Consider the following 24,270-nt stretch of genomic DNA (forward strand, 5'->3'; position numbering starts at 1 on the left):
TTGATTAAATTTCCCAAAAATAAGTCTACAAGTTTAAGTACAATGGTTAATTTAAACCACCGTATGACCGCACAGGCTGGCACGGAGACCGCACCGGTGGTCCCCGCACCGACACCACCGAATGCCGCCGACGCCTGGTACGCGCCGGACGTTCGCGAGCAAGACGAGGTGTATCCGGGCGTCGTCGTGACCGTCCGACGGGAACGAAGCGAGTTCCGGTACGATGTCCGTGACCCGGTACTTTCAGCGTCAGAAGCTGACGCACTGACGACCATCGAGTCACACTTCGCAGGCGCGAACGTCGAGCGACCACGGACCCGTGAGGGGGCAGTGGAGCGAATGAACGGGGGGTTCGACGCGAAACACCGTCGGGTCATCGACCGACTGATCGATGCATCTCCGGCGAGCCGTCGCCGAATCGAGTACCACGCGCTCTCGTCGCTGGCGTGTTTCGACGATCTGACCCCGTACGCACTGGACTCCCGCATCGACGTTGCCGACGTGACCGACGACGGCGTGGTCGTCCACACCGACGATTACGCCCCGGCCGAGACCGATCTGGGGCCGGAGCCGGCGTATCTCAACCGCTTTGCGAGCGAGCGTGTCGAGCGCCATACCGTCCGGTTTCAGGGATTCGAGATCCCAGTTGTCGTCTATCGCGAGCATCTCCTCGGTGCCGACCCGTTCACGACGAAGTACGCGGTTCGAGAGCCGGACCTGCTCCCCGGCGACGAGCAACTCATCGAGGTGTGTAAAGAGCGCGTCTGGGAGACTGGCGTCGACGGCGTCGTCGAAAACCGCGTCGAGTTCGTCCGGGACCGTGCCCGCTCGCTGCTGGCCCGCCAGCTAACCGTCCGCAACACGACCGAGTGGGTCGACGCCGCCCGCTATCGACTCCGGTCGGCGCTGGCCGAACTCGACCTCGCCGTGCCGCCGGTCGACCACCGGTTCGCCGACGACCGCCTCGATGACTTGCTGTACTATGTCCTTCGTGATTTGGTCGGCTACGGGAAGCTCACCGTCCCGATTCGGGACCATACGCTTGAAGATATCGAGGCAAATCGGGTCGACGAACGCGTGAAGGTCCTCCCGCGCGCCGACCTTGGTCACGACGGCCGGGTGCCGACCAATCTCGCCTTCGATTCGGAGGCCGCTTTCGTCAACGTCGTCACGCAACTGGCCGCCGATGACGGGGTCGAACTCAACGCCTCGAACCCGAGCGCGAAGGTCAACATCGACCCCGACGGGGACGGCCTCCACGACACCGACGACACCATCCGCTGCGCCGTCGCCCTGCCGACTATCAGCGAAGGTGGCCCACACATCTCTATCCGGAAACAGTCGGGTGACGCGATGACGCCGGTCGGTCTGGTCCAGCGGGACTCGCTGCCGACGGAACTGGTCGCGCTGCTGTGGCTCCTGTATGAATCCCACGGCGTCGTCCTCTTTTCCGGACCGACTGGAGCCGGCAAGACGACGCTGATGAACGCCCATATGCCGTTTATCCCGTACCGGGACCGCCCCATCAGTATCGACGAGGGGTCACGTGAGGTGCGGATTCCACACGAGACAGGCGTTTCGCTCACCACGAGAGACCACGAGCGGGACCACCGCCGCGTGACGATGGCCGACCTGATGACGCAGTGTAATTATCTGAACCCCGACGTCGAAGTCATCGCGGAGATCAATACTGCCGCATCGTTCGAAACGTTCGCTGAGACGCTCAACACCGGCCACGGAGTCATCGGGACGACCCACGCCGACGATATCGAGTCGCTGGTCAACCGCGTTATCGAGAAGGGCTTACCAACATATTTGCTCAAGGAGATCGACCTCGTCGTGTTTCCCCGACACGTCGATGGGGAGCGCTACGTCGGCGAAGTCGTCGAGTTTGTCGACGACCCATCTGTCGCCGAGAGCGGCAACGACCGTAGCGGGACGATACACAAGGACGGGACGACCATCCACTGGAACTCCGTCTGCTGGCGACGGCCCGACGGGAGCTTCGAACTCGCCTACGACCATCCGCAGTTCGGCGACGACCGGCGGCAGGTCGACACCGGCATCTTCGACCGACTCTCGGACCTCCGTGACGAACCGGTGTCGGCCGTCGAGGACGCGTTCCATCGGCGCCACCGCTACGTCCAGTACCTCGTTCAGGAGGGGGTGACCGATTTCGACGACCTGTTCGGCGTGTTGGCCGACTTGGAGACGAACGAGGCAGCGACCGTCGAGCGACTGCGGCGACAGGCCGGTACCCCCGACAGCCCGCAACTGGAGGTTGGGACGGGTGACGACTGAGGGCGGTGGAACACTCGGCTTGCTCGACCGGGGCCTGTACGCCCTGTTCGCCCACCACGCCGCGGACGACCGCCACGCAAGCACGCGTGACCGCTACCGAGCTGCCTATCCAAGCACCGGCTTCGGCGTCTACGTCGCGAGGGTATACGGACTGTCGTGGCTGGCGCTCTGCGTCGGCGTTATCGGAACCGCGACAACAGCGATGCTCGTCCCGTCGGGGACCTTCGATTCGTTCGTCGCGGTGCTCCAGCAGAGTCTCCCAGTCATCAATCGGCTGTCGCTGCCAACGGTCCCTCGCCCTCTCGTGGCCACCGGCATCGGAATCGTCGCTGGACTCACGCTCAAGCGGGGCGTGTTCGTCGCCGGAAACCGATATCTCTCGTGGGTTGCCAGCGCGCGGCGCGCGGACATCGCAGCCACGCTCCCCGGCGCAGTCCGATACCTCAGAGTGCTCGCCTCCGGCACCCACGACCGCCGTGAGATGCTACGCGCCGTTGCCGAACAGGACGCCTATGGCGAGACGGCGGTTGCCTTCCGGCGTGCGCTCAATCAGGGGATTCTCACCGGCAGTCTCGACACCGGCATCGAGCGAGTCGCCAGCGAAACCCCTTCACGGGACCTGCTTGCCCCGTTTCTGCTGAAGTTCCGTGAACACGCAAACCAGAGCGCCGAGGCACTGGAGGGCTATCTGGAGATGGAGGGACGCCTGCTCTCACACGAGCAGAGCCGCCAACACGAGCGGGCGACCGGCTACCTCGAACTGCTCGCGGAGCTGTTCGTCGTGTTGCTGGTGTTGCCTGCCCTCGTGGTGCTCATCGTCACCGTGATGGGTATTCTTGCGCCCGGTCTCTCAGAGCCTGTTGCGACGCCACTGGGCGAGACGACTGTCCGCGCCATCGTCGTCTACGGGAGTGCGGCGTTCGTGATGGCTGCCGGGCTGCTGTCGGCGTTCGTCGTTGCTACGCTCCGGCCACGGAACACAGCCGCTCCGAGTTACAGCCTGCCGGATGGCCCCGTTGCGATACTCACAGCCATCCCTTCGAATCCAGCAAGCGCACTCCTCGCCTGCGTGCCGCTGGGAGCCGTCGTCGCGGTCGGCCTCTGGTCACTCGGCTATCGCCCGGTCAACGTTGCGCTCCTCTCGTACGCTACCGTTGGTGTCCCCGTCGGTATGGTAACGGTCCGCCGGGCCAGAGCGGACGACGCGAAGGACCGGGAGATTCAGGACTTCGTGCACGCTGTCGCCGGTCACGTTGCGCTCGGCCGTCCGTTTCCCGAAGCGGTCCGACGCGTCGCCGATGACGTGGAACTCGGCGCGCTCGCTAGCGATGTCCAGTCGCTCGCGTTCACGCTCTCGCTCGGTGACAGCCCCGGGGACTCCGCTGCCGATAGGCGGGCCGCGGCGCTGGACCAGTTCGTCGACCGCGTCGGCACACCGATGGCCGAACAGACTATCGGGCTGGTCGTCGGTGCGCTAGATACGGGAAGTGACGCGGAGGACGTTTTCGAGACGTTACAGACCGAAATCGGTCAGCTCTACCATTTACGGAAATCAATCCGCTCAGCGCTGCTCGTCTACGTCGCCGTCGGCTGGACGACAGCGTTGCTTGTCATCGGTATCACCGTCGCCGTCAACATCTACGTCCTCGATAGCTTCGCGCAACTGTCGGCCGTTTCGGGCGGCGCGAACATCGCCTTTGACCCGACCGCGATCAAGCCGGCCCGGGAGCAACACCGGTTCTACGTGGTCACGCAGGCGACGATGCTGGCCTGTGGCTGGTTCGCCGGGACGGCGAGCCGTGGCGTCTACGAGGCGCTGTTGCACTCCTCGGGGCTGGTACTCGTCGCCTACGTCGTCTTCGCGGGGGCTGGTCTGATTTGATTGGCGACACCGACGCCCAGTCACACGTCGTCGGCGTGGTGTTGCTGCTGGGGCTGACCGTCGTCGCGCTCGGTGGACTGACAGCGGTCGTCGGGACCGTCGTCGATGGCCACACTGCAACCGCGGACGAGACCCGCGTCGCCAACACGTTCGAGACGGCGTTCCGGCCGGTCGAGCAGACGGGCCACCAGACCGCCCGTGTCCGGTTTACTGAGGGGCGGTTGACCACAGTGGAACGGGAACTGCGCGTACTCAACGACTCCGGGGTCCAGCGAACGCTCCCTATCGATGCGATAGTGTACGACTCCGGCGACAACCGCGTTCGGTTTCTCGGCGGTAGCGTCGTCCGCGGAACAGCGGGCAACGCGTGGTTCGAAACAGACCCGCCGGTGACGGCGACGCGGGACGACACGGCGGTCATCGTCGGCGCACCGCTTGTCAACGCCAGTGGCGGAACGGTGTCCGGGACGGGCGGCGTATCCGCTGCCATTCGACAGAACGTCAGCCACGAACGCGAGCGGCTCCCGGCCGACAACTACAGTGTGGCTATCGAGACGGAGACGCCCCGCCCGTTCACCGAGTACTTCCAGCGTGTCGGTGCAACCACGCGAGTCAGGGACATCGACGGCGACGGCGTCCAGAGCGTCGTGGCGACCTTCCCGGGCCGACGAACGCTGTATCTGGTTCGCCACGATATGCGGACGGAGGTGGGGCATGGATAACCGCGCGCTCAGCACCGTCGTCGAGAAACTACTGAGCATGGGGATCGTGCTGCTGTACATCGGACTGGTGACGACCACGCTGTACGGTGGCACTGTCCCGGCGTATCAATCCGCCGTCGGGGCGGAACTCGGCGACCGAACGCTCGCCGAAGCGACGGCTCGTATCGAACAGGCTATCCCGCCGGACGCTCGGGCCGTCTCGGCGACTGTTCGGCTCTCGCTGCCGGCGACTATCGATGGCACAGGATACACTATTCGGACTGACGGCGAAGCCCTCGTGCTCGACCATCCCGACCCCGAAATCGGCGGCCGAACACAGCCGTTGTTTCCCGAGAGAGTCGATACCTTCGAGGGTGAATGGCAGAGTGGCAGTCCGACTGTAATCGTTGTTTCCGGAACACGTGGGAGCGTGACGGTGACACTGGAGTCGGAGCGATGACGGAGCGGCGTTGGCCCTTTGGCCACGACGCACGCGCTCAAACGTCGCTGCCAGCGCTGGGTGTCGCGCTCGTGCTGCTGACCGTTGTCACCGGTCTGGGGGTCGCGATGGCCGACACTGCGATTGCCGGCGCGGACCGGAGTCCTGACGAGCGACGGGTCGCCGCCGCGATTGCTGACCGACTCGTCGCGGCGGACGGGCCGCTGGCCGCCCGGAGCAACGTGCTCAACCAATCTCGGGTGGACGGCTTCGACCAGACGGCGCTGGAGCGGAGTGCGCCGCCGGCCAGTGAATATGGAGTCAGCGTCGAGTTGGCTGACGAGGAGATCGCACGCACCGGCACGGTGCAGGGCGGTACGCGCATCAGCCGGCTTGTCGTGGTCGAGTCTCGGGAGCCACGAACACTCACGCCCGACTTGACGACGGCCGACGCGGTGACGCTCCCCCGCCGGAGCGCGCAGGCCACAGTAACTATCGATCCGCCAGCAGGCACGACTGTCTGGACGGTCCGCGCTAACGACCGGGTTCTCCTTCACAACCGGAGTGGGCTGCATGGCAGCCACACGGTCCCGCTGGTGCCCTACGAGACGACAGAGCTCCGATTCCAGCACGCTGGGCGACTCGAATCCAGGAACGTGACCATCAGCTATGACGCCCCGCGGTCGACGAAAGAAACTCTGGTGGTGACCGTCGATGCGTAGAGCCCAGTTGCCGCTGTCGCTCGTGGAGGTCGCCCTCGGGACAGTGCTGATTCTCGGCGTCGCGCTCGGGTTTGCTCTGGGGACGCCAGCGCCGGACAGGCAGGGACCACAGCTTGATGCGTACGCTTCGGATACGGCGGCGCTCCTCGCTAACGACCCGCCGCGACACGACGGTGCGACGCGACTTCAGGAAGTCGTCGCGAGTCCGGCAGCCTTCGACCGCGAACAGGACGCGCTTTCGAGCCGGGTCGCTCGCATCCTCCCCGACAACATCCTGTTCCGGGTCGAAACACCACACGGGGTAGTCGGAACACCGACCCCACAGGGCGTCAGCACCGGAACCGCAACTGTCCCAACGGGACACGGCAGTGTCAGAATTATCGTGTGGTACGCATGACTCGGCGCGGACAGCTAGTCCTCGTTGCGGCTACGGTCGTGGCTGTCGCTCTCGTCCCGATTCTCTTCGCGTCCCTCCAACTGGGTTACCACGACGACGTTCGGGCGACAGCAGACTACGATGAGGACCCCTCAGCTGACGCGCTTCGGGTCCTTGAGCGAGCCGTCGCGACGGAGAGCGCGTCCATCCCGAATCAGTACGTCTGGGCTGCGAACGATTCGGCAGTGACAGCCGTTCGAACGAGGTTGCGGCCTCGGCTCGACCGCCTCCAAACGTCCCGAATCGATGACGGTGTCTATTACAATATAACCTACAACGGTACTGCGGCACGGCAGTGGAAAGACGCAAACTGCCCGGGTGGGCCGGACCGCCAGTTCGGGGACTGCGTCGCCGACCGTGGCGTCGTCACTCAGGACCGCGTGGGCCGCACGCACGTGCTCGCTATCGGTTTCGATGTAATGACGACGACCGAACGCGGCGAAACCACTGTCACTGTGGTTCTGGAAGCCAGCGGTCGGTCCTCGCGGTGAGCGGCCGGAGCAAAACTACACCTTTCACCGCAAATCAGGAGACAGTCCGTGCTGTGTGTTACTCTGTCTCACCCGGCGTTTCAGTTCGAACTTGCGACAGGATCTGCTCGAACGTCGCTTGCGAGAGGATACCGGAGACACTTTCGACTGACAGCGTATCGATGAGGCCGGCTGGTGGGCCAGTGACTAACAGCGCACTCGCTTCGGGAACAGAGTCGTCGACAGTGAGACCGAAGTCTGCTGTCGCGCGCTCCTTGAAAGAATTGATCGCGTCTTCGGCAATGTTCTCCTGTGCAGTGCGGTATTCGGCCTGTGCCTCGCTCTGTGTGAGATTCCCCGCTTGGAGTTCGGATTGGATCTCCTGTTGTCGTTCCTGCAACTGCGTCTGGTCCGGTTCGACTACGACAGTCACGGTCGCGGAATCCGCGTCCGCACTGTGGCTCTGCGGTCCCGTTCCCGTTTCTGTCCCGTCGCTATCGCCACCCTGCAGGGCGTTACAGCCGGCAAGCGACACTGTCGCGCTCGTTCCGGCGAGTTCCATGAAGCGGCGGCGGGTAGATTTGAATTCCATTACCGACTAGCGCGGGTCCCGAGGGGTAATCTTTCTGATAGCCGGATACGGTGGCTACGTGATCTCCGTCTCGAACTAGCTGGCTTCGAGAGGCGAAAGACAGTGGTGTCCGTGGGCCAATAAGGAATCAATAGCGCGTATGGCGGGATTCGAGTCGGCCGAGATGCTGGACACGCCACAGCAAGACACGATTCCGACGCTTGAGGGCGATGAATCCGGCACAGTCGTCTGGCATCGCGAACACCTGCGGATTCGCGATCAGGCCGCGGTAGCGAGAGCCGCAGCGGCCGAGCACGTCCTTCCGCTGTTCGTGTTCGACCCGGCGTTCTATGGCACGGACGGGCTGGCCTGTGACAGCCGCGTCCGGTTCCTGCATGACTGTCTGACCGACCTCTCGGACCAGTACCACACCGCGACCGGTCGTGGGCTCACCTACGCCCACGGGGACCCCGTGGACGTGCTGGGGCGGTTCCGCGAGGCCGGCTGGGACATCGTAACGATGGCCGTTCCCACAGGGCGCTACGGCCGGCAGCGGGACCGTCGCGTCCGGGAACAGTGTGACGTGACATTCATCGACGGCGACGGGCTGGTTCGCGACAGAGCGGAGACTCGCGACGGGTGGCAGGATGACGTTTCGGCGTGGTTCTCGGCCGACCCATTCGATTGGGACCCAAGCACAGTCACCTCGCGGCGCTTCGACACCGGCGTCGACATCGGCGTGGTTGAGGACCGCTACGATATCACGCCGTCGAAAACCGACGTGCCCCGCGGGGGGACCGGTCCTGCGCGCGAGCGGCTGTCGGCGTTCGCCGAGCGGATCGATGATTACCTGGGGAACATCTCAGCGCCGACGGATGCCCGAGATGGGACCAGCGGGCTCTCGCCGTATCTCGCCTTCGGTTGTCTCTCCGTGCGGCAGGTCATCCAGTATATCAACGAGTACGCACCCGACGGTCGCGGGAAAGAGATGTTCATCTCGCGGCTGTTCTGGAACAAACACTACGAACAGAAACTCGAAGACTGGGCTGGCTGGCTTGAGACGGCTGTGAATCCGGTTTTCGAGGGGTTCAACGCGGAACAGTACGACCCTGACTTGGTGGCCGCTTGGAAGCACGGCCGGACCGGGTTTCCGATGGTCGACGCCTCGATGCGCTGTCTCAAAGCGACGGGCTGGCTCAACTTCCGGATGCGGGCGATGTGTGCCTCGGTGTATTTCCACCTCCTCCAGCAGCCTTGGCGAATCGGCGCGGATTGGTTTTACCACCACCTCATCGACGCTTCGGCAGCGATCAACTACACTCAGTGGCAGTCCCAGTGCGGCCTGATCGGCAAGCCGACGCTCCGGCTGTACAATCCCCGAAAGCAGGCCCGCGATCAGGACCCGGACGGCGAGTTTATCCGTCGATGGGTACCCGAACTTGAGGCGCTCCCCGACGAGTACCTTGCCCGGCCCGAGCAGACACCGCTACACGTTCAGGCGTCCTGTGGTGTCGATATCGGCAAAGACTACCCGCACCCGGTCGTCGACTACGACGGAGCCCGACAGGCGTTTCGCAGGCGTTACGAGGCAGTACGTGCCGATGCGGCCGCTGCCCTGAGCGACCCGGTTATTGCGCGCCGCGCCTCCTTCTCCGGCGGCCGCGAAGCCGCCGCACGTATCGCTGCGGAACACGGGACGGATGCGTCGAACGGCGCGGACGACGGCGGGACCCAGACCAGTCTCGGCTCGTTCAGTGACGAATAGTTCGTCAGGGCTCGACCAATGTTGCCAAACGCCAAAGAGGCTAAGACGGTCGCCCACTCAAATATGTCCAATGACGGAGGGTCCGGACGACACCGTTTTCGAGGACTGCCGGTTCCTTACCGGGTCACCACAGCGGTTCGCGGTGCTGGCCCAACTTCGAGCGAATCCGGCACGGCCCACCGATCTGTGCGATGCGGTGGACGCGACTCGGACCACAATCCAGCGGATACTCGCGGGCTTCTCCGAGCGACAGTGGGTCGTCAAACGGGACGGTGAGTACCGGCTTACGGTGACTGGACAGCGGGTGTTCGACCAGTACACGGCACTGATAAGCGAGGTCGAACGGGCTCGGGCGGTCGGGCCACTGGCCGCCCACCTCGGTACTATCGCGGCGGACATCCCGGCGGCTCTGTTAGACCCTGATTGTCTCACGACGACCTCCGAACAGAACCCACTAGCCGCGATTGATCGGTTCACGGACTGGCTGCACGAGGTCGACGGCGACGTTCGAGCCATCTCGCCCATCGTAACGTCAGTGTTCAACGACGCCGCGGTGGAACTGCTCGAAACGGGGACACATATCGAGTTCATCATCGACCACAGTGTCCTCGAACGGTCCGCGTCAGACTTCTCAGACGCACTGGAGCGAGGCGTCGAACACGAGAACATCGATACCTACGTCCACGATACGCCGCTCGATATCGGCCTCGCACTGGACCGCTCGCGGGTCTGTCTGGCGGCCTACGACGACCGGAACAACGTCCGGGCGATAGCCGAATCCGACGCCACGGGTGTGTATAGCTGGGCTGAGACAGTGTTCGACCGATACAGAGCGCGGTCACAGCCGCTTGAATCGGTCCTGTCGATGCAGGACCACAAGCAGTAATCCAGTCGCTTACTGACAGAGTCCGGCATGGAAGGGCCGAAGGGAGCGCTGGTCGGCGCGCCAGCACTCACTGGAGGGCGGGATGGCGTATCCCCGAACCATGGTATAGCCGGTGAGTGCCTATACTTATTCGCTGTAACTGTTTCGAGGGATAATACATGTTACAGGGGCTGTAACACTTAACGACGGTCATGGCGTTCGACTCCGACGTTCGAGCCCATCCGGCGACAACAACAGACAGTGTTTCTGTACTTTCACCCAGATTGAAATAATTGCCGACAGTATAAGTATGTGGCAATCGTTGACAGAAGTATGTCTCCGCCCGGACGGGAGATCCAGTACACTGAATCGGACGTTATCGAGGTGTTCAAACACCGAAGCGATTATGCGGAGCCACTCACAGCGTCGGAGGTAGCGGATAGACTTGGTTGTTCGCGCCGGACCGCGCTGAACAAACTCCACGACCTCGAATCGGAGACGGATATCACGAGCAAGAAAGTCGGGGGTCGGTCGCGGGTGTGGTGGATTCCGGTCCGAGCAGACTGATATAGAGTGGTGCAGAGTACGTTCGGCGAGGATTGCTCACGGGATCGACACGTCCCGGTACATCGCTACGACTATCGGAAGGAGCCGTCAGGCGGTTCACACTCGGCGTGGAATTGGGCCCGTGTCGCGACACACACTGAGGAGTTGTAGAACAGAGGCTGACGGGATGGTCGGTTGTATCGCCATGCGACGCCTTCAGAACTCCCACTGCTGAGCGCGTTCGCGGGCCTCTGAACGCGCCTGCTGTTTGATGGCCTCTATTTTCTCCGTATCGTCGAGGAACGCCTCGACGGCGCTCTGTTCGGCAGTTCCATCCTCAGCTGCTACGTCGTCGTTCGCTGTCGACAGTCGCTCGTCAGGGGCCGCTCGTCGCGTGCTGTCGGCCAGCGCCGGGTCGCCACCAAGCCGTTCAGCGGGCATCCCGGGCGGGACCCGAAGGTCGGCCGCTTCGTGTACCGATTCCAAGTCGGTAGCGTCGAGCGCATACAGCGAGACGTGGTACGGCCCGGGAATGGCGAGGTCTGCAAGCGCTGGCGGGCCACCGCGGTCCGTCCCGGTGTGGTAGGCCAGCACGGGGACACCGTCGGTAAACGTGATAATGCCCCGTCCCTCGCCGTCGAGCAGGAGCGTCTTCTGGGATTCGAAAACGGCATAACCGGTCAGCTCGCGGTCGAGCACGTCGGCGAGCGTGTCCCGCGGGTCCGTGACGACGCGGGACTTGTCGAGTCGGCCGCGGGGCACCTTCATAGTGACTCGGGGATGACGGCGCTTCGGAACCGGTCGGCGGCGTCGGCGGCTGTCCCGTTCTGGACTGTGAGCGCCTCGGCGGCCTCGCGGTAGGCCGTCGCCGCCTCGCATTCGGGGGCATGGGCAAGCAGCGGCCGGCCGGCACGGCGTGCTTCGCGGGCCCGCTCGCTCTCGGGGACCGACGCCAGCGTGGGTCCGTCGAAGTATCGCTCGGTCTTGTCCGAGACCTGTTCGATGGACTCGGACTCGCGGACCTTGTTGAACAGGAGACCGGCCACGTCCGTGTCGTAGGTCGTCGCGTACTCCTGAACCTTCAGCCCGTCCGAGATGGCGGGAATCGTCGGTTGGAGGACGACGACGATGCGGTCGGCCAGCACGATAGGAAGGACGGCGGTCCGGCTGTCGAGTGCCGGCGGCGAGTCGAGGAGGATGATCTCCGTCTCCTGTGCAAGCGTCGCAACCACGTCCCGGAGCCGGCCCGGGTCGGCGTCCTTGAATCCATCAAGGCTCGTCCCGCAGGGAACGACCGTCAGCCCGAACCGGTCGTACATGGCTGCCTCGACGGGCGCGTCGTCGGCCAGCACGTCGTGCAGCGTCGTCTCGGCGTCGGAGAGACCGGCGTGAAAGAGGAGGTTCGCCATCCCCGTGTCGGCGTCGACCACCGTCACATCGTAGCGGTCGGCGAGCGCCATCCCGAGGGCAACGGTGCTCGTCGTCTTGCCAGTTCCGCCCTTCCCACTGGCGACCGCGAACACTTCGACCATTGGGGAATATTGCGAGCTAGCTGTATATAAATTTCCGGAATTTAAGAGAGTATCAAACACTCACTGGTCGGGCAGTCCGAGCGGTCTCAGGTCGATGTGCTCGGCGATGAGGCCGGCCGCTCGTTCGTACGGGTCCCCGTCGTCTCGCTCGCGCGTCGCTGGCGGCTCGATACCGGCAGCCTCGAACACATTTCGCACAAAGGTATCTCTCGCGGTGTCGTTGACGAAGAGGTCGTGCAGGTAGGTTCCGAGAACGCTGTCGGTCGCTGCCCCGTCGCTGTCGAACGGCCGGGCTACCTCGTCGGTCAGCGTCGAGTCGCCCATGTGAATCTCGTAGCCCTCAACAGTCCCACTCGCTCCGGAGAGCGGTCCGACCCCATCGAGGTCCCGCTGGACGTGCTCGACCGTCTTCGATTCGCTGAACTCCGTCGTCACGGGGAGCAGTCCCAGACCGTCCACTCGGTCCCCGTCGCCGGTCCCCTCGATGTCGGCGTTTGTGATCTCCTCGCCGAGCATCTGGTAGCCGCCACAGAGACCGACGACGGGACCGCCGAACGCCCGTAGCCGGTCCCCGAACCCAGCGTCGGTAAGCGCCAGCAGGTCGTCGACGGTGTTCTTGCTCCCCGGCAAGACCACCGCGTCGGCATCGTCGAGTCCGCCGTCGGGCGGAACGTACGCGACTCGGACGCCGGGCTCGCGGGCGAGTGGCTGGAGGTCTGTGAAGTTCGAGATGCGCGGGAGTCGCGGGACGGCGACAGTGACGCTCTCGTCGGCGGGCACGCCGTCGTCAGCGCCGACCACGGAGCGCTCGCCGACCGGCGGCAGCGCGACGCTATCTTCTTCGGGGAGTCCGGGGTCGTCGTAGGGAATCACGCCGAGGACGGGCACGTCGGTTCGGTCCTCGAACTCCTCGATTCCGGGCTCCAGCAGCGAGCGGTCGCCGCGGAACTTCGTGATGACTGCGCCGGCCACTTGATCCCGGATGTCGTCGGGAACGAGTTCGAGCGTGCCGACGAGCGAGGCGAACACGCCGCCGCGTTCGATGTCGGCGACGAGCAGGATGTCGGCGTCGGCGAACCGGGCCGTCTCGACGTTCGCAAGGTCGCGGTCGTGGAGGTTGATTTCGGCGATAGAGCCAGCGCCCTCGGCGACGATGACGTCGTGGGACTGCGCGAGTCGGCCGTGGGCCGCGCGTGCGGCCTCCAGCGCGTCCGCCCAGTGCTCGTCGTAGTAGCCACGGGCCTCGAAGTGGCCGACCGCTTCGCCGTGCAGAATAAGCTGTGATTCGCCGTCACCTCGCGGTTTCAGCAGGACGGGATTGTGGTCGGTCGCGGGCACGACGCCGGCCGCGCGAGCCTGAACGTACTGGGACACGCCGACCTCGCCGCCCGGCGTCGCCCGAGCGTTGTTGCTCATGTTCTGGGCTTTGAACGGCGCGACCGAGACACCGCAGTCGGCCAGATAGCGACAGAGTCCGGCCGCGACGGTGGACTTGCCGACGTGGCTGGCCGTCCCGGCGACCAGCAGCGTGTGGGCCATCAGGCTGTGTTGGGAGACGAACGCACTGGTGTCTTTCGCTCAGATGACTAAACTGATATCCATTTAACACCACCTCATTAATCGAATCCGGGTTAGCAGTTCACGCGATATTCAATGTTAAACAGTTTAACCAAAATAAGTAAACCCTATCAGGTTGAGTCAGCGAGTATGGCGGAACGGTGGTGCGTCATCATCGGTGATGTCATCGGGTCACGGTCAGTCACAGATAGAGAGGCGTTGCGGGCGTCGCTCAATCAGGGCGTGTCACGAGCGACCGACGCACTCGCCGACCAGACGGTTGCGCCGTTCTCGGTGTTGAAGGGGGTTGACGAAGTCGGAGGGGTCATCAGAAACCCCGGACATGCTTACCGCGCTATCCGGGAAATCACCGAATCGATACACCCGACTGCGATTCGGTTTGCGGTTGTCCACGGAGAAGTTGACGTGGGGATGACAACGAGCGAGGTTTCAGAGATGGATGGCCCTGCGTTCCACAAAGCAGATACGTTGCTAGCTGACATCACGGAAAACGGTCGGGCCGTTGCGCTGCACGATCCTGTCGTGAAGTCTTGGCTACTTTCACTGCTTGCCGACCAGATACACCTGCTGTTTGCGTGGAAACAGGAATGGACGCCACACCAAGCGTCAATCGTTCGTGAGTACCGCGAAAGAAAGAGTATGCAGGCGTTGGCTGACGACCGAGACGTATCGATTCAGGCCGTCTCACAGACGCTTTCGCGGGCAAAGGCGAAGATGGTACTGTCAACCGAAGCGAATCTTGAAGCGGCTATGACGGAGGTCTGGGAATGAGTTCTGTGAGTTGGCGGACACCAGCGTCAGCCGTAGTCACAGTCGGTGCTATCCTTTGTCTTGTCTGGGCGACCGGTGATTTGACCTCGTCTATATCATTTCGCTCAGCGGTCGTAATTGGTGCCGGGTACGCTCTGTTGCTGTCGACAAGTGGGACCATGGTCTCCGGCGCTCTCCAATACGCCGGTGCCGATGTGAGTGAAGAAGAAGCGGATACGGGACGTGCGGTCGGGAAAGTGGAGAATGTTCTGATACTTACGTTGACGCTACTCGGCGCATACACGGCACTAGGGCTGGTGTTTACCGCAAAATCAATCGTCCGCTGGCAAGATATCTCCAGTGGGAACACGACGTATTATCTCACGGGGAGTATCGCCAACGTGACGTACTCGCTAGTCTTCGGCGTCTGTCTTGACTATCTGCTTGGTGCCGTTTAGAATTCTGTGCCTTTCCGCGCGCCCTGTCCAGCGTCGATGGGGTGTTTCTCCTTGCTGACCTCCGTGATGAGGTCCGCGTGGTCGGTCAGGAACTCTGGCCGTTCGTGTCCGCCTGTCAGGACGAGTTCAAGGTCGTCGGGCTTGGCCTCGATAAGCCCGAGTACGTCTTCGGGGTTGACGAGGCCGCGGTTCGCGGCGTAGAGAATCTCGTCGAAGACGAGCATATTGACGCCCTCCTCTGGTGGCCCGTCGGCGTCCCGCGGCGTCGAGAGGTCGGCGTCAGCACTGGCTTGAACGAGTTCCTGTGCCCGGTCGAGTGCTCCCTTCGCGCGGGCCTCGTGCTCGTCGTCCTCGCTCCCGTCGAGGAAGCCGTGCCAGCCGTAGTGGCCGGCGTTCTCGTAGGAGAAGCCCGGCAGCGCGGCGATAGCGTTGTACTCACCGCGCACGTCCTCGACGGTGCTGGTCCCGCCTTTCATGAACTGCAGGAGGTGGACCCGATAGCCGTGGCCGACGGCGCGGGTCGCCATCCCCAGTGCCGCCGTCGTCTTGCCCTTGCCGTCGCCCCACCAGACCTGTACCAGCCCGAACTCCTCGGGTGTGCTCGGACTGATGGGCTCGGCGGTCGGTCCGGCCGTGTTGTCGCTCATGCCAGTCTGTTCGACCGGATTCTGTTTAGCCGTTTGGACTTCGGGAACGTCGCGCGAGACACTGATCTGTCACGGCTCGAAAACCACAGTGTCCCGGTCGGTGACGACGCCGTACGCCGCGTCCTCGACGGTCGGCAACGCATCCCCGTCGTAGCGGGCGGCCAGACTTGCCCGGATGGCATCACGGACACAGACGCGGGCAGCGGCCCCAACTTCTGTTGCACTGCCGGCGAAGGATGCGCGCTCAGCGCTCGGGACACAGCCGACGATGGCCGCGTCCGATGTTGTTCCCGGAACGCCCGCTGTGTCGAGTAGCGTCGCGGCCTTCGCCTCGACGGCCGTGCCAAGCAGCGTCGCCAGCGCGCCGTCGTCCAGCGCGCGGTCGACGCCGACAATGAGATTGACCGTTCCGGGTCGCCAGTCGGGGCTGTCAGACGGACCGGCGGCCGCATCCGGCGTCGCCCCCGCCGTCATCGGCAACGCCGCAGGGTTCGAGATGCCAGCGGTTGCCAGCACCGACACCGGGCCACAGCGGGCACAGCGGGCGTGTTCCATGTGGACGCCGGTGAGCAACGCCGGACCGGCGGGGAAGCCGGTCGCGGACAGCCGCTCAGCGCGGTACGTGTCGAGGTCAGTCCGTTCGAACCCTTCCGGGACGGTGACGTTGTAGACTGTGTCGGCGGTCCGGTAGCCCCCGTCCCACGCCGTCGAGAGCCAGTGTGCTCCCTCGCGGCGAATCTGACAGACGCCGTCCCGAACGGTCGTCTCAAACATCTAGCGCGTCCAGCAGCCGGTCGTTTTCCTCGGGGGCTCTGACGGCGACGCGGATGTGCGAGCCGAGACCGCGGAACGTTCGGGCGTCGCGGAGGGCAAGACCAGCTTCGCGGGCCGAGGCAAGGATGTCATCGACGGACTTGTCCGCGTCGCTGACCGACAGCAGGAGGAACGGTGCATCGGAAGGAAACACGTCGAACCGCGCCGAGAGCCGGTCACGCATCCGTGCTCGCTCGGACTCGACATGGGCCTTTGTCTCGGCGACGAACTCAGTCTGGCCGTAGCAGTGTGTCCCGACCGCGGCCGCCGGCGCGCTCATCGACCAGGCGCGGCGTGCGGTAGCGAGTCGGTCCAGCACCTCGCCCGAGCCGACAGCGTAGCCCATTCGGATACCGGGAAGGCCGAACAGTTTCGTCAGCGAGCGCGCGACGACGACCCCCTCTCGGCCTGCCAGCGACCGTTTGTCGGTGAATCCGAGAAAGGCCTCGTCGACCAGCAGTGTTGTCCCGGCCGCGAGACAGTCGTCGGCGAAGGCCCGGAGCGCCGGCGAGTCGGCGGCCTCTCCGGTCGGATTGTTCGGGTTACAGACGATTGCCAGCGCGTGGCCGGACGGGTCGGCAGTCAGCAGTTCGTCGTGTGGAACGAACTCCGGTGTCCCGCCCTGTAGACGGACCTCGCGGGCGTACTCGCCGAAACTGGGGAACGGGACGAGCACCCGATCCCCCGCTCGGACCGTTGTCTGGATCGCCAAACGTATCGCTTCGAGGCCGCCGGCCGTTGGTATCACCTGCTCCGGCTCGCAACTGACAACGGACGCCGCGGCCGCTCGGAATTCGGGGTAGTCGTCCGCCGGATACGAGCGGGCGGTCTCGAAGGTCTCTCGGTACGCTTTCCCTGCGTCCGGCGGGACGCGGGGGTTCGTGTTCGCGCTGAAGTCCAGCAGGTCCGGATCGTCGCTACTGCCGTGCGGAACGCGGCCGTCCGGACCGATAGCGTCTTCGGCCCTGCCACCACCACCCGCCCGCAAGCTCTCGACCGAATCAGGATCCATTGACGGAGATTACGGCGGGCGATGTGGAGAAGGTTTCGCGGCAGGCTCTCACTCTCAACTATCGTGCGCCAGCCACTGTGTCGTCCGCCACCTCACCGCTCTGCCTCCTCATCTCAGTTGCCGTTTCATACTGTCCCCAGAACGGTCACAGTGCAGTTGTTTTGGGAGTATCACCCGCTGACTGCACGGAGACCTGAGGCGGCCAGTCGAACTCACTCTGCAGTATCGACGCCACGGAACTCGAACCGAGCGCCCCCGTCAGCGCTCTCGGTCACGGTGACTGTCCAGTCGTGTGCCTCGGCGATCTCCCGGACGATGGCGAGGCCGAACCCGGTCCCGTCCTCCGAGGTCGAGTACCCGCTCCGCAACACTTCCTCGCGTTCGTCCTCGGGGATGCCGGTGCCATCGTCAGCCACGTAAAAGCCCGAGCTGTCGGCAAGATCGCCGACGCTGACGGTGACACTGTCATCGGTCATCCCGGCCCGTGTCTCGGATTTCGTTTGCGCGTTTGATACCGGCGTTACGTCGCCCTCCTGTGCTTCCTCCGTCGAGACCGCTGTGCCGTGCTCGATACTGTTCCGAATAAGGTTCTCGAACAGTTGCTGGAGTCGCGTTGGGTCCGCGACTACCGGGTCTTCAGTGTCAGCTTCGAGCGTGGCCGTCCCGGTCTGGACGCTCCGCCAAGCCTGTTCGACTGCGTTTCCGATGGCGACCGGCTGAAGCTCGGCGACGGATTCTCCCTGACGGGCCAGTGTCAGGAGGTCGTCGATAAGTTCCTGCATACGGTTGAGCGACCGCTCGATGACTGGCAGATGTTCCCCCGACTGGTCCGCCTTGGCGAGTCGTGTCCGCCCCATTGCAACATCGAGTGGGTTCCGGAGGTCATGCGAGACGATGCTTGCGAACTCGTCGAGGCGCTCCTTCTGGCGCTCGACATGGGCCTTGTACTCGGCCCGTTCGGTGATGTCGGTGGCGATACCACAGATCCCCGTGACGGTTCCCTCGTCGTCGTAAATCGGGTTCTTGAGTGTGAGGAAGGTCCGTGTGCCGTCGGTAGTCGGGACTTCTTCCTCGCGCTCGATCGATTTGCCGGTCTCTATCACCTCCCGGTCGTCAGCGCGAAATCGTTCGGCAGTTTGCTCCGGGAACAGTTCCGCATCAGTCTTGCCAACCGCGTCTATCGCCCCCTCGAGGAATATCTCCCGGAACCGTTGGTTTATGCGCTGATACCGTCCGTCGCTGTCCTTGACGAACACCAGTGCGGTCGTGGTTTCGAGGATCGTCTGGAGCTGTCGGTTCGCTCTGGCGAGTGTCTCTTCACGCTCTTTCCGAGCCGAGATATCGCGTCCGATGGCGGCGACTCGTGTCTCGCCCGCAGGATTTTTGACCCGGTCGAAGATGAACTCGTACGGAACGGGTTCGCCGTCGTCGTTCACGAGCGGTAGTTCCAGCGTGGTGTCGCCAGTCCGGAACGCGTCGGAGACGCGCTCGCAGTCCTCCGCTCGGAACAACGCCTCCCCATCCATCGAGGAGAGAGTGTCACCGGGATACCCGGTCACGCGCTCTAGGGGTTTGTTCCAGCGCCTGACCCGCCCGTTCTCATCGAGTAGGAAGAACACGTCGTCGACGGCATCCAGAATGTCATCAGTGAACTCCTTGTGCTGTCTCAGCGTCCGCTCTCGTTCTTTGAGCGCCCGCGTCGTCTGTTTCTGGTCAGTGATATCGAGGGTTGCTCCACGGATGATGTCGTCTCGGTGCTCGGGCTGCTCCGAGATGACACGGAGCCATCGCTCCTTGCCCTCGCCCGTCATGATGCGATACTCCTGTGTGAGTCCCTCTCCCTCCGCAATGAGCCGTTCCGTTTCCGCTGCAACGCGGTCGTGGTCGTCGGGGTGAACGAAACTGAGCACGTCCTCCGGAGTCAGGGGGTCTCTCGGTGGGATCTCGAAGATCTCGAAAAGCTGGTCTGTCCACGTCGCCTCGTACGGCGGCTCGGAGATGTCGAGTTCCCACCCACCGACATCTGCGATCTGCTGGGTATGCCGGAGCAGATCGGTCGTCCGTTCGAGTTCCGCCGCCTGTCGCTTCTGATCGGTGATGTCGACCATCGCGCCGCGGCACTTGCTGAACTCACTCGCCTCTCCAACGGGGACGCCCATGGACCGCACCCACCGCGTCTCGCCGTCCGGCGTCACGATTCTGGCCTCGACGTCGAACGGTTCGCCGTCTGTCAAGAGCGCCGAGAGTGCATTCTTCACCTGCCTGCGATCTTCCGGGTGGAGCAACTCACCGGTCTGTTCTACGGGAACGTGCTCGTCAGGGTCCAGACCGTGAAGGTGGTAGAACCCCGCTGTCGGATTCCCCTCGTACGGCGGGCCGTCGGTCACATCGATTTCCCACCCCCCGACTGACGCGAGCTGCTCGGTCTGTGAGAGCAGGTCGCGCGTCCGCTCGAGTTTCTCGGTGCGCTCTTTCTTTCCTGTCACGTCGTGGCCCGATGCAACGAGCGAGACGATATCGCCGTTGTCGTCTCTGACTGGCCGTATGTAGCCGTGATAGCTGAACTGCGTTGATTCGATTCTGGTGTGATCGATCTCGATCTCGACGTACTCGCCGGCGGCGGCGCGGTCGACCCACTCTTGAACCTCGGCCGAATGCCCATCGGGCCACCACGATAGCTCCCAGAACGGCTGGCCGATGACCGTCTCTCGCGAGGCGTCGACCGCTTCCAGCGCCGTCTGGTTCGCCTTGCGGACTGTCCCATCCGGATCGAGAACGCCGACCAGTGTCTGTGGGTCCTGAAAGACGGCTTCGAATCGCCGTTCGCTCCGTTCGCGCTCCCGGCGGGCGCGCCGGCGCTCGACGGCGTTCCGGATGCGGTTGGCCAGAACCGTGTACTGGTCCGTGCTCCCGTCTTTCTGGAGGTAGTCCGTGACACCCGCCGTGATGGCCTCGCTTGCAACACTCTCGTTTCCTTTCCCGGTAAAGAGCATGAACGGCAGATCCGGATAGCGATTCCGGACCTGATGGAACAGCTCTAACCCGTTTCGCTCCGGCATCTCGTAATCGCTGACGACACAGTCGAAACTATCGTCGAGGCGGGCTAAGGCGGTCTCGGGGCGCGTCTCCGTGACGACTGTCAGGTCGTCGGCTGCTCGTTCGAGATACTCGGCCGCCATCTCGGCGAACCCCTGTGTGTCATCCACGTGGAGCACACGGATCGTATCGGCCATTATCGAACATACTGCCTCCCGGGTAATATTTGCTTACCAACCAACAAGTATCAGAGTGCGACCCGGGCCCACTCTTGCAACGTAGCCACGGTCACAGCCACTGTTCTGCGACGTGGGCGTCAGACAGCGTGTTCACGTTAACTGCGACGCGTCGGTCCCGCGTGAGCCAAGCATCATCGGGGCCGTCGCCGACGACGTTGACGCCCGTCGGCGCGACTTCTCTGTCGCCGTTTTCGAACGTCGTGTCGTCGCTCACACCGAGTCTTCGCTTCAGCGAAGCCGGGACCAGCACTGTCAGCGACCCGCCGCTGTGCTCGTCGAGTACGCGGTCAACTATCTCCCCGTCAAGCAGCGGCAGGTCGGCGGCGACGGTCAGTACCGGCCGTGAGAGCCGGTCGTCGTCGAGCGCCGCGTTGAGGTCCGCGACGTACCCCTCACCCGGCGTCTCGATACAGGGCACGTCCAGATATGTCCGCGTCTCCGGCGCGTTCGGCGACGTTACAGCGATAATCCGTTCGACGGTGCTATCCTGCAGTGCGCCGACGACCCGGTCAACCATCGGGACGCCGTCGACCCGGAACAGCGGTTTCTCGGCATCGGTGTCCAGTCGCGTCCCGCGCCCGCCACACATCACGAGAGCGTCCATGCGAGCACCCCCCAGTCGCCCAGTAGAGTCCCAAAAACCGACCATGCAGCGACGCCGACGTGGAGCGCGACAGCCCGTGTGAGTTCGTTGGCCGCGCCGAAGGCGTCGCCGCCGACGCCACCCAGTCGGCGGTCGGCCCATCGTGAGAGGCCAACGGCGAGCAGCGGACCGGTGAGGACTGCGACTGCGGTCGCCGGAACGGCGACGACAGCGGCCGGGAGCGCGACGGCGAGCGAAGCGAGAAGCTGCTTCGGGCCGGTCCCGTCGAGGACCGTTGACCCGAACCCATCGTGGCTCGGACGGCCGATGCAGGCAAGCGTCGCCATCGAAAGCTTCGCGCTGACTTCGGCCGAGACCACGAGCGCGAGAGCGACTAGCGGTGGGAGCCCGGCAGCGGCCAGCGCGGCCAGTGCGAGCGCGAGAAGCACGGTCCCCAGCGCGAGGACGGCTCCGACGCCGACGGTCGTGTCCCGCATCACATCGCGGCGCTCCGCGGGGTCGCCGTGGACGACAGCGGCGTCACCGAGGTCTGCGAGGCCGTCCGCGTGGTTGACGCCGGTGACGAGGACGACGCTTCCGAGATACGCCGCGGCGACGACCGGTGCCGGGAGCAGGCCGGCAGCAAGGAACGGAAGCGCGACGAGGCCGCCGATGACGTAGCCGGCCAGCGGGAACGCCGCCGGCGTTTCGACGAAGGCGTCCCACGCCCGTTCGCTGTGGCCCACTGGGAGCCGCGAGAGAAATCCGATGGCACCCCGGACCGCGGTCAGAACCACGCGAACACCCCCACCCCGGCCAGCAGGTATGCCAGCACTCCGGCGACGCCGACCCGCTGCACGCTGCGCCGGGCCGTCGTTACGTCGGGAAGGTGTCCTGTGGGGTTCAGGACGTACACGCCCGGCTTTTCGAGTCGAACGTCGAGCGCTGCGGCGGCTGTCCCCATCGGCCACCCGGAGTTCGGCGAGGGAACGCCGTCCAGCCAGAACCGAGCGCGGGCCACCGACCGGGGCGACCCACAGGCGAGCGCGAGCAGGAGCGCACTTATTCGGGCTGGGAGCCACATCACGGCGTCGTCGAGCCGCGCCGCGGGCGTCCCGACCCTCTTCGAGCGGTAGCCCAACATCGAATCCATCGTGTTGACGGCCTTGACCCACGCCGCCGCGCCAGCGGCGACGGGAAGCGGTGGCAGGCCGACGCCCGTTGCGACGGCCCCGCCAAGAACGAACGCGGCCAGCGACGCGACGAGACCGTCAGCGAGGTTCTCCGATGTGCTCTCGACGGCCGCGCTGCGGACCTCGCCTGCCGAGAGATCGCCGGCGTCGCGGCCGGCAAGTGCAAGCAACCCCTCACGAGCGGCATGGAGGTCGCCCTCCGTGTCGGCGATGACGTCACGGGCGGTCGAGAGGAGGCTGCGGAGGCTCGTGGTCAAAAACAGCGCGAGGCCGGCGAGCGCGACGGCGGCCGGCGGTGCGAGGCTCGCGACGAGTGCGACCCCCGCGCCGACGACCCCGGCGGCTCCGAGCGGCAACAACACTGCGGCAAGCGTCCCGACTGCGAGCGGGTGCTCCCACTCGCGGTCGACAGCCCCGACGAGCCGCCCGAACCACGCGACTGGGTGAAAGCGGGTCGGTGGTTCGCCGACGGCGAGTTCTAGCCCGCCGGCGACGGCCACGGCCAGCGCGCTCAACACAGCTCCCCCTCCAGGAGCTGTTCGGCTATTGCCGGTAGCGAGCGGTCGTCCAGCAGAACCGACCGTGCGCCCACGCGACCCGCGCCGCCGTCTGTCCGGGCGTCGTCGCCGACGTGGACGAGGTCGGCGAGCGCCACGTTGAGCGCGTCGGCAGTCGCCTCGAAGATGCGCTGATGGGGTTTCCGCCACCCACAGCCGACGCTGGTGACGACGGCGTCGAACGAGTGACCGCTCTGCGATTCGATGGCCGCCCGCTCGATTGTTCGCTCGACCAACCCCGGGACACTGCAGTTCGAGCAGATTCCGACCGGTCCCCGCTTCGCTGCGGCGTCTAGTGCCTCTATGGCTCCGTCGCGGACCGCTACCGGGCCGTCGAACGCGTCGAGAACGGCCTCGGTCGCCGTCGCCTCGGTGACCTCGACCCCGCGGCTGGCAAGCGCCAGACGGACGTGCTCGTCAAGCGGCGCTTCCCGGCCGCGGTCGTAGTCGCGGTGGGCCGAACGGTAGGCGTCCTCCCAGTCGTCCGGTACCCGAACCGACCGGGCCGAAAGCGCCGCTGCGACGGCGTCCCACGGCTCCGACGGCCGGTCTGCCGCGACGAGCGTCTCGAACAGGTCGAACGAGAGTGCCACACCTGTGTGGTTAGTGCAATCTCACTTGAACTGTGGGGGTGGGGCTGGGAACGGCCGTGGGGCGCGGTACTGCTGTCAGGTCGTTCAGACCGGTCGAAACCCAGCCACGGCGGACGCCCACCGACAGAGCGGTAGTAGCGACGGCCTTGGCTTACGGCATTCCAAACCGTTTATACCCAAACAGGGGTAATCCGGCGGTATGGCAAGAGAGCAGACCGAAGTTCGAGAGCTCGACGAAGGAAGCTACGTCATGATCGAGGACACGCCGTGTAAGATCAACTCCTACAGCACGGCCAAGCCGGGCAAGCACGGCAGCGCCAAGGCCCGAATCGACGCCAAGGGCGTCTTCGACGGGAAGAAGCGCTCGCTGTCCCAGCCTGTCGACGCGAAGGTCTGGGTCCCGATCGTCAACCGGAAGCAGGGGCAGGTCGTCTCCACGGACGGTAACGACGCACAGGTGATGGACCTCGACACCTACGACACGTTCACGATGCGTGTCCCTGAGGACATCGACCTCCAGCCTGACGACGAGATCGAGTACCTCCAGTACGAAGAGCAGCGCAAGATCACACGCTCGTAAC

Annotated in this window: 25 protein-coding genes; 13 read left to right on the forward strand and 12 right to left on the reverse strand. The window is 64.5% G+C overall.

The genetic code is table 11. From position 1 onward, the window contains the following. Window positions 1-63 precede the first annotated feature (63 nt). Genes Har1129_RS00210 through Har1129_RS00240 form a run of 7 tightly spaced genes read left to right on the forward strand, consistent with a single transcriptional unit; the run spans window position 64 to window position 6,972 of the window. Window positions 64-2,301, forward strand: coding sequence for a type II/IV secretion system ATPase subunit (locus tag Har1129_RS00210; protein WP_151098808.1), 2,238 nt, complete (start codon window positions 64-66; stop codon window positions 2,299-2,301). Further along, window positions 2,291-4,183 carry a type II secretion system F family protein gene (locus tag Har1129_RS00215; protein ID WP_151098809.1) on the forward strand — a complete coding sequence of 631 codons (1,893 nt, stop codon included), beginning with the start codon at window positions 2,291-2,293 and terminating at the stop codon, window positions 4,181-4,183. The genes Har1129_RS00210 and Har1129_RS00215 overlap by 11 nt, the downstream gene beginning before the upstream one ends. Beyond that, window positions 4,180-4,905 carry a type IV pilin gene (locus tag Har1129_RS00220; protein WP_151098810.1) on the forward strand — a complete coding sequence of 242 codons (726 nt, stop codon included), beginning with the start codon at window positions 4,180-4,182 and terminating at the stop codon, window positions 4,903-4,905. Before Har1129_RS00215 ends, Har1129_RS00220 begins: the two co-directional genes overlap by 4 nt. Continuing rightward, window positions 4,898-5,344, forward strand: a complete 447-nt coding sequence (locus tag Har1129_RS00225) for a hypothetical protein (RefSeq protein WP_151098811.1) — start codon at window positions 4,898-4,900, stop codon at window positions 5,342-5,344. The genes Har1129_RS00220 and Har1129_RS00225 overlap by 8 nt, the downstream gene beginning before the upstream one ends. Next, window positions 5,341-6,045, forward strand: a complete 705-nt coding sequence (locus tag Har1129_RS00230; protein ID WP_151098812.1) for a hypothetical protein — start codon at window positions 5,341-5,343, stop codon at window positions 6,043-6,045. Before Har1129_RS00225 ends, Har1129_RS00230 begins: the two co-directional genes overlap by 4 nt. Further along, window positions 6,038-6,442, forward strand: coding sequence for a hypothetical protein (locus Har1129_RS00235; protein ID WP_151098813.1), 405 nt, complete (start codon window positions 6,038-6,040; stop codon window positions 6,440-6,442). Before Har1129_RS00230 ends, Har1129_RS00235 begins: the two co-directional genes overlap by 8 nt. Beyond that, window positions 6,439-6,972 carry a hypothetical protein gene (locus Har1129_RS00240; RefSeq protein ID WP_151098814.1) on the forward strand — a complete coding sequence of 178 codons (534 nt, stop codon included), beginning with the start codon at window positions 6,439-6,441 and terminating at the stop codon, window positions 6,970-6,972. The genes Har1129_RS00235 and Har1129_RS00240 overlap by 4 nt, the downstream gene beginning before the upstream one ends. A gap of 58 nt (window positions 6,973-7,030) precedes the next feature. Here Har1129_RS00240 and Har1129_RS00245 read toward each other — a convergent pair whose 3' ends face one another. Then, entirely contained in the window at window positions 7,031-7,543 is a 513-nt protein-coding gene (locus Har1129_RS00245; RefSeq protein WP_191906100.1) for a hypothetical protein, read from the reverse strand. A gap of 139 nt (window positions 7,544-7,682) precedes the next feature. Between Har1129_RS00245 and Har1129_RS00250 the strand changes: the two genes are divergently transcribed. The 3 genes from Har1129_RS00250 to Har1129_RS00260 all read left to right on the forward strand — a co-directional run bounded on the left by Har1129_RS00250 (window position 7,683) and on the right by Har1129_RS00260 (window position 10,719). Next, a complete protein-coding gene (locus Har1129_RS00250) occupies window positions 7,683-9,287 on the forward strand; it encodes a cryptochrome/deoxyribodipyrimidine photo-lyase family protein (RefSeq protein WP_151098815.1) in 1,605 nt (534 codons plus the stop codon). Between the two features lie 70 nt (window positions 9,288-9,357). Beyond that, window positions 9,358-10,173, forward strand: a complete 816-nt coding sequence (locus Har1129_RS00255) for a winged helix-turn-helix domain-containing protein (protein ID WP_151098816.1) — start codon at window positions 9,358-9,360, stop codon at window positions 10,171-10,173. A gap of 312 nt (window positions 10,174-10,485) precedes the next feature. Next, complete coding sequence (locus tag Har1129_RS00260; protein ID WP_004591182.1) at window positions 10,486-10,719, forward strand: HTH domain-containing protein; 234 nt, start codon at window positions 10,486-10,488, stop codon at window positions 10,717-10,719. 195 nt (window positions 10,720-10,914) lie between these two features. Here the strand turns inward: Har1129_RS00260 and Har1129_RS00265 are convergent, their stop codons facing one another. Genes Har1129_RS00265 through Har1129_RS00275 form a run of 3 tightly spaced genes read right to left on the reverse strand, consistent with a single transcriptional unit; the run spans window position 10,915 to window position 13,769 of the window. Beyond that, complete coding sequence (locus Har1129_RS00265) at window positions 10,915-11,466, reverse strand: hypothetical protein (protein WP_151098817.1); 552 nt, start codon at window positions 11,464-11,466, stop codon at window positions 10,915-10,917. Then, entirely contained in the window at window positions 11,463-12,230 is a 768-nt protein-coding gene (locus Har1129_RS00270) for an AAA family ATPase (protein ID WP_151098818.1), read from the reverse strand. Before Har1129_RS00270 ends, Har1129_RS00265 begins: the two co-directional genes overlap by 4 nt. Before the next feature lie 60 nt (window positions 12,231-12,290). Next, window positions 12,291-13,769, reverse strand: coding sequence for a cobyric acid synthase (locus Har1129_RS00275; RefSeq protein WP_151098819.1), 1,479 nt, complete (start codon window positions 13,767-13,769; stop codon window positions 12,291-12,293). A 168-nt stretch (window positions 13,770-13,937) separates the two neighbouring features. On the opposite strand from Har1129_RS00275, the gene Har1129_RS00280 reads away from it, so the two are divergent. Beyond that, complete coding sequence (locus tag Har1129_RS00280) at window positions 13,938-14,579, forward strand: SatD family protein (protein ID WP_151098820.1); 642 nt, start codon at window positions 13,938-13,940, stop codon at window positions 14,577-14,579. 158 nt (window positions 14,580-14,737) lie between these two features. Next, window positions 14,738-15,016: a hypothetical protein gene (locus Har1129_RS20815; protein ID WP_225307707.1), complete on the forward strand. Its 279-nt coding sequence runs from the start codon at window positions 14,738-14,740 to the stop codon at window positions 15,014-15,016. Here Har1129_RS20815 and Har1129_RS00290 read toward each other — a convergent pair. From Har1129_RS00290 to Har1129_RS00325, 8 genes are all read right to left on the reverse strand, one after another. Beyond that, on the reverse strand, window positions 15,013-15,663 hold the full coding sequence (locus Har1129_RS00290) for a cob(I)yrinic acid a,c-diamide adenosyltransferase (RefSeq protein WP_151098821.1): 651 nt from the start codon (window positions 15,661-15,663) through the stop codon (window positions 15,013-15,015). The genes Har1129_RS20815 and Har1129_RS00290 overlap by 4 nt on opposite strands. Before the next feature lie 69 nt (window positions 15,664-15,732). Beyond that, the gene (locus tag Har1129_RS00295; protein WP_151098822.1) at window positions 15,733-16,437 is read right to left on the reverse strand and encodes an adenosylcobinamide amidohydrolase; all 705 of its coding nucleotides are present in this window, start codon (window positions 16,435-16,437) and stop codon (window positions 15,733-15,735) included. Further along, a complete protein-coding gene (locus Har1129_RS00300; protein ID WP_151098823.1) occupies window positions 16,430-17,488 on the reverse strand; it encodes a threonine-phosphate decarboxylase in 1,059 nt (352 codons plus the stop codon). The genes Har1129_RS00295 and Har1129_RS00300 overlap by 8 nt, the downstream gene beginning before the upstream one ends. A 212-nt stretch (window positions 17,489-17,700) precedes the next feature. Further along, a complete protein-coding gene (locus Har1129_RS00305; RefSeq protein WP_151098824.1) occupies window positions 17,701-20,721 on the reverse strand; it encodes a PAS domain-containing protein in 3,021 nt (1,006 codons plus the stop codon). Between the two features lie 91 nt (window positions 20,722-20,812). Further along, window positions 20,813-21,352 (reverse strand): NTP transferase domain-containing protein, encoded by a 540-nt coding sequence (locus tag Har1129_RS00310; protein WP_191906190.1) that lies wholly within the window; start codon window positions 21,350-21,352, stop codon window positions 20,813-20,815. Further along, window positions 21,352-22,143: an adenosylcobinamide-GDP ribazoletransferase gene (gene cobS, locus Har1129_RS00315; protein ID WP_151098826.1), complete on the reverse strand. Its 792-nt coding sequence runs from the start codon at window positions 22,141-22,143 to the stop codon at window positions 21,352-21,354. The genes Har1129_RS00310 and cobS overlap by 1 nt, the downstream gene beginning before the upstream one ends. After that, the gene (cbiB, locus tag Har1129_RS00320) at window positions 22,134-23,057 is read right to left on the reverse strand and encodes an adenosylcobinamide-phosphate synthase CbiB (protein ID WP_151098827.1); all 924 of its coding nucleotides are present in this window, start codon (window positions 23,055-23,057) and stop codon (window positions 22,134-22,136) included. Before cbiB ends, cobS begins: the two co-directional genes overlap by 10 nt. Continuing rightward, on the reverse strand, window positions 23,051-23,689 hold the full coding sequence (locus Har1129_RS00325; RefSeq protein ID WP_151098828.1) for an HAD family hydrolase: 639 nt from the start codon (window positions 23,687-23,689) through the stop codon (window positions 23,051-23,053). The genes cbiB and Har1129_RS00325 overlap by 7 nt, the downstream gene beginning before the upstream one ends. A 199-nt stretch (window positions 23,690-23,888) precedes the next feature. On the opposite strand from Har1129_RS00325, the gene Har1129_RS00330 reads away from it, so the two are divergent. Then, entirely contained in the window at window positions 23,889-24,269 is a 381-nt protein-coding gene (locus Har1129_RS00330; protein ID WP_004515075.1) for a translation initiation factor IF-5A, read from the forward strand. Window position 24,270 lies beyond the last annotated feature (1 nt).

Origin of the sequence: Haloarcula sp. CBA1129, assembly GCF_008729015.1 — an archaeon.
Taxonomy (GTDB): domain Archaea; phylum Halobacteriota; class Halobacteria; order Halobacteriales; family Haloarculaceae; genus Haloarcula.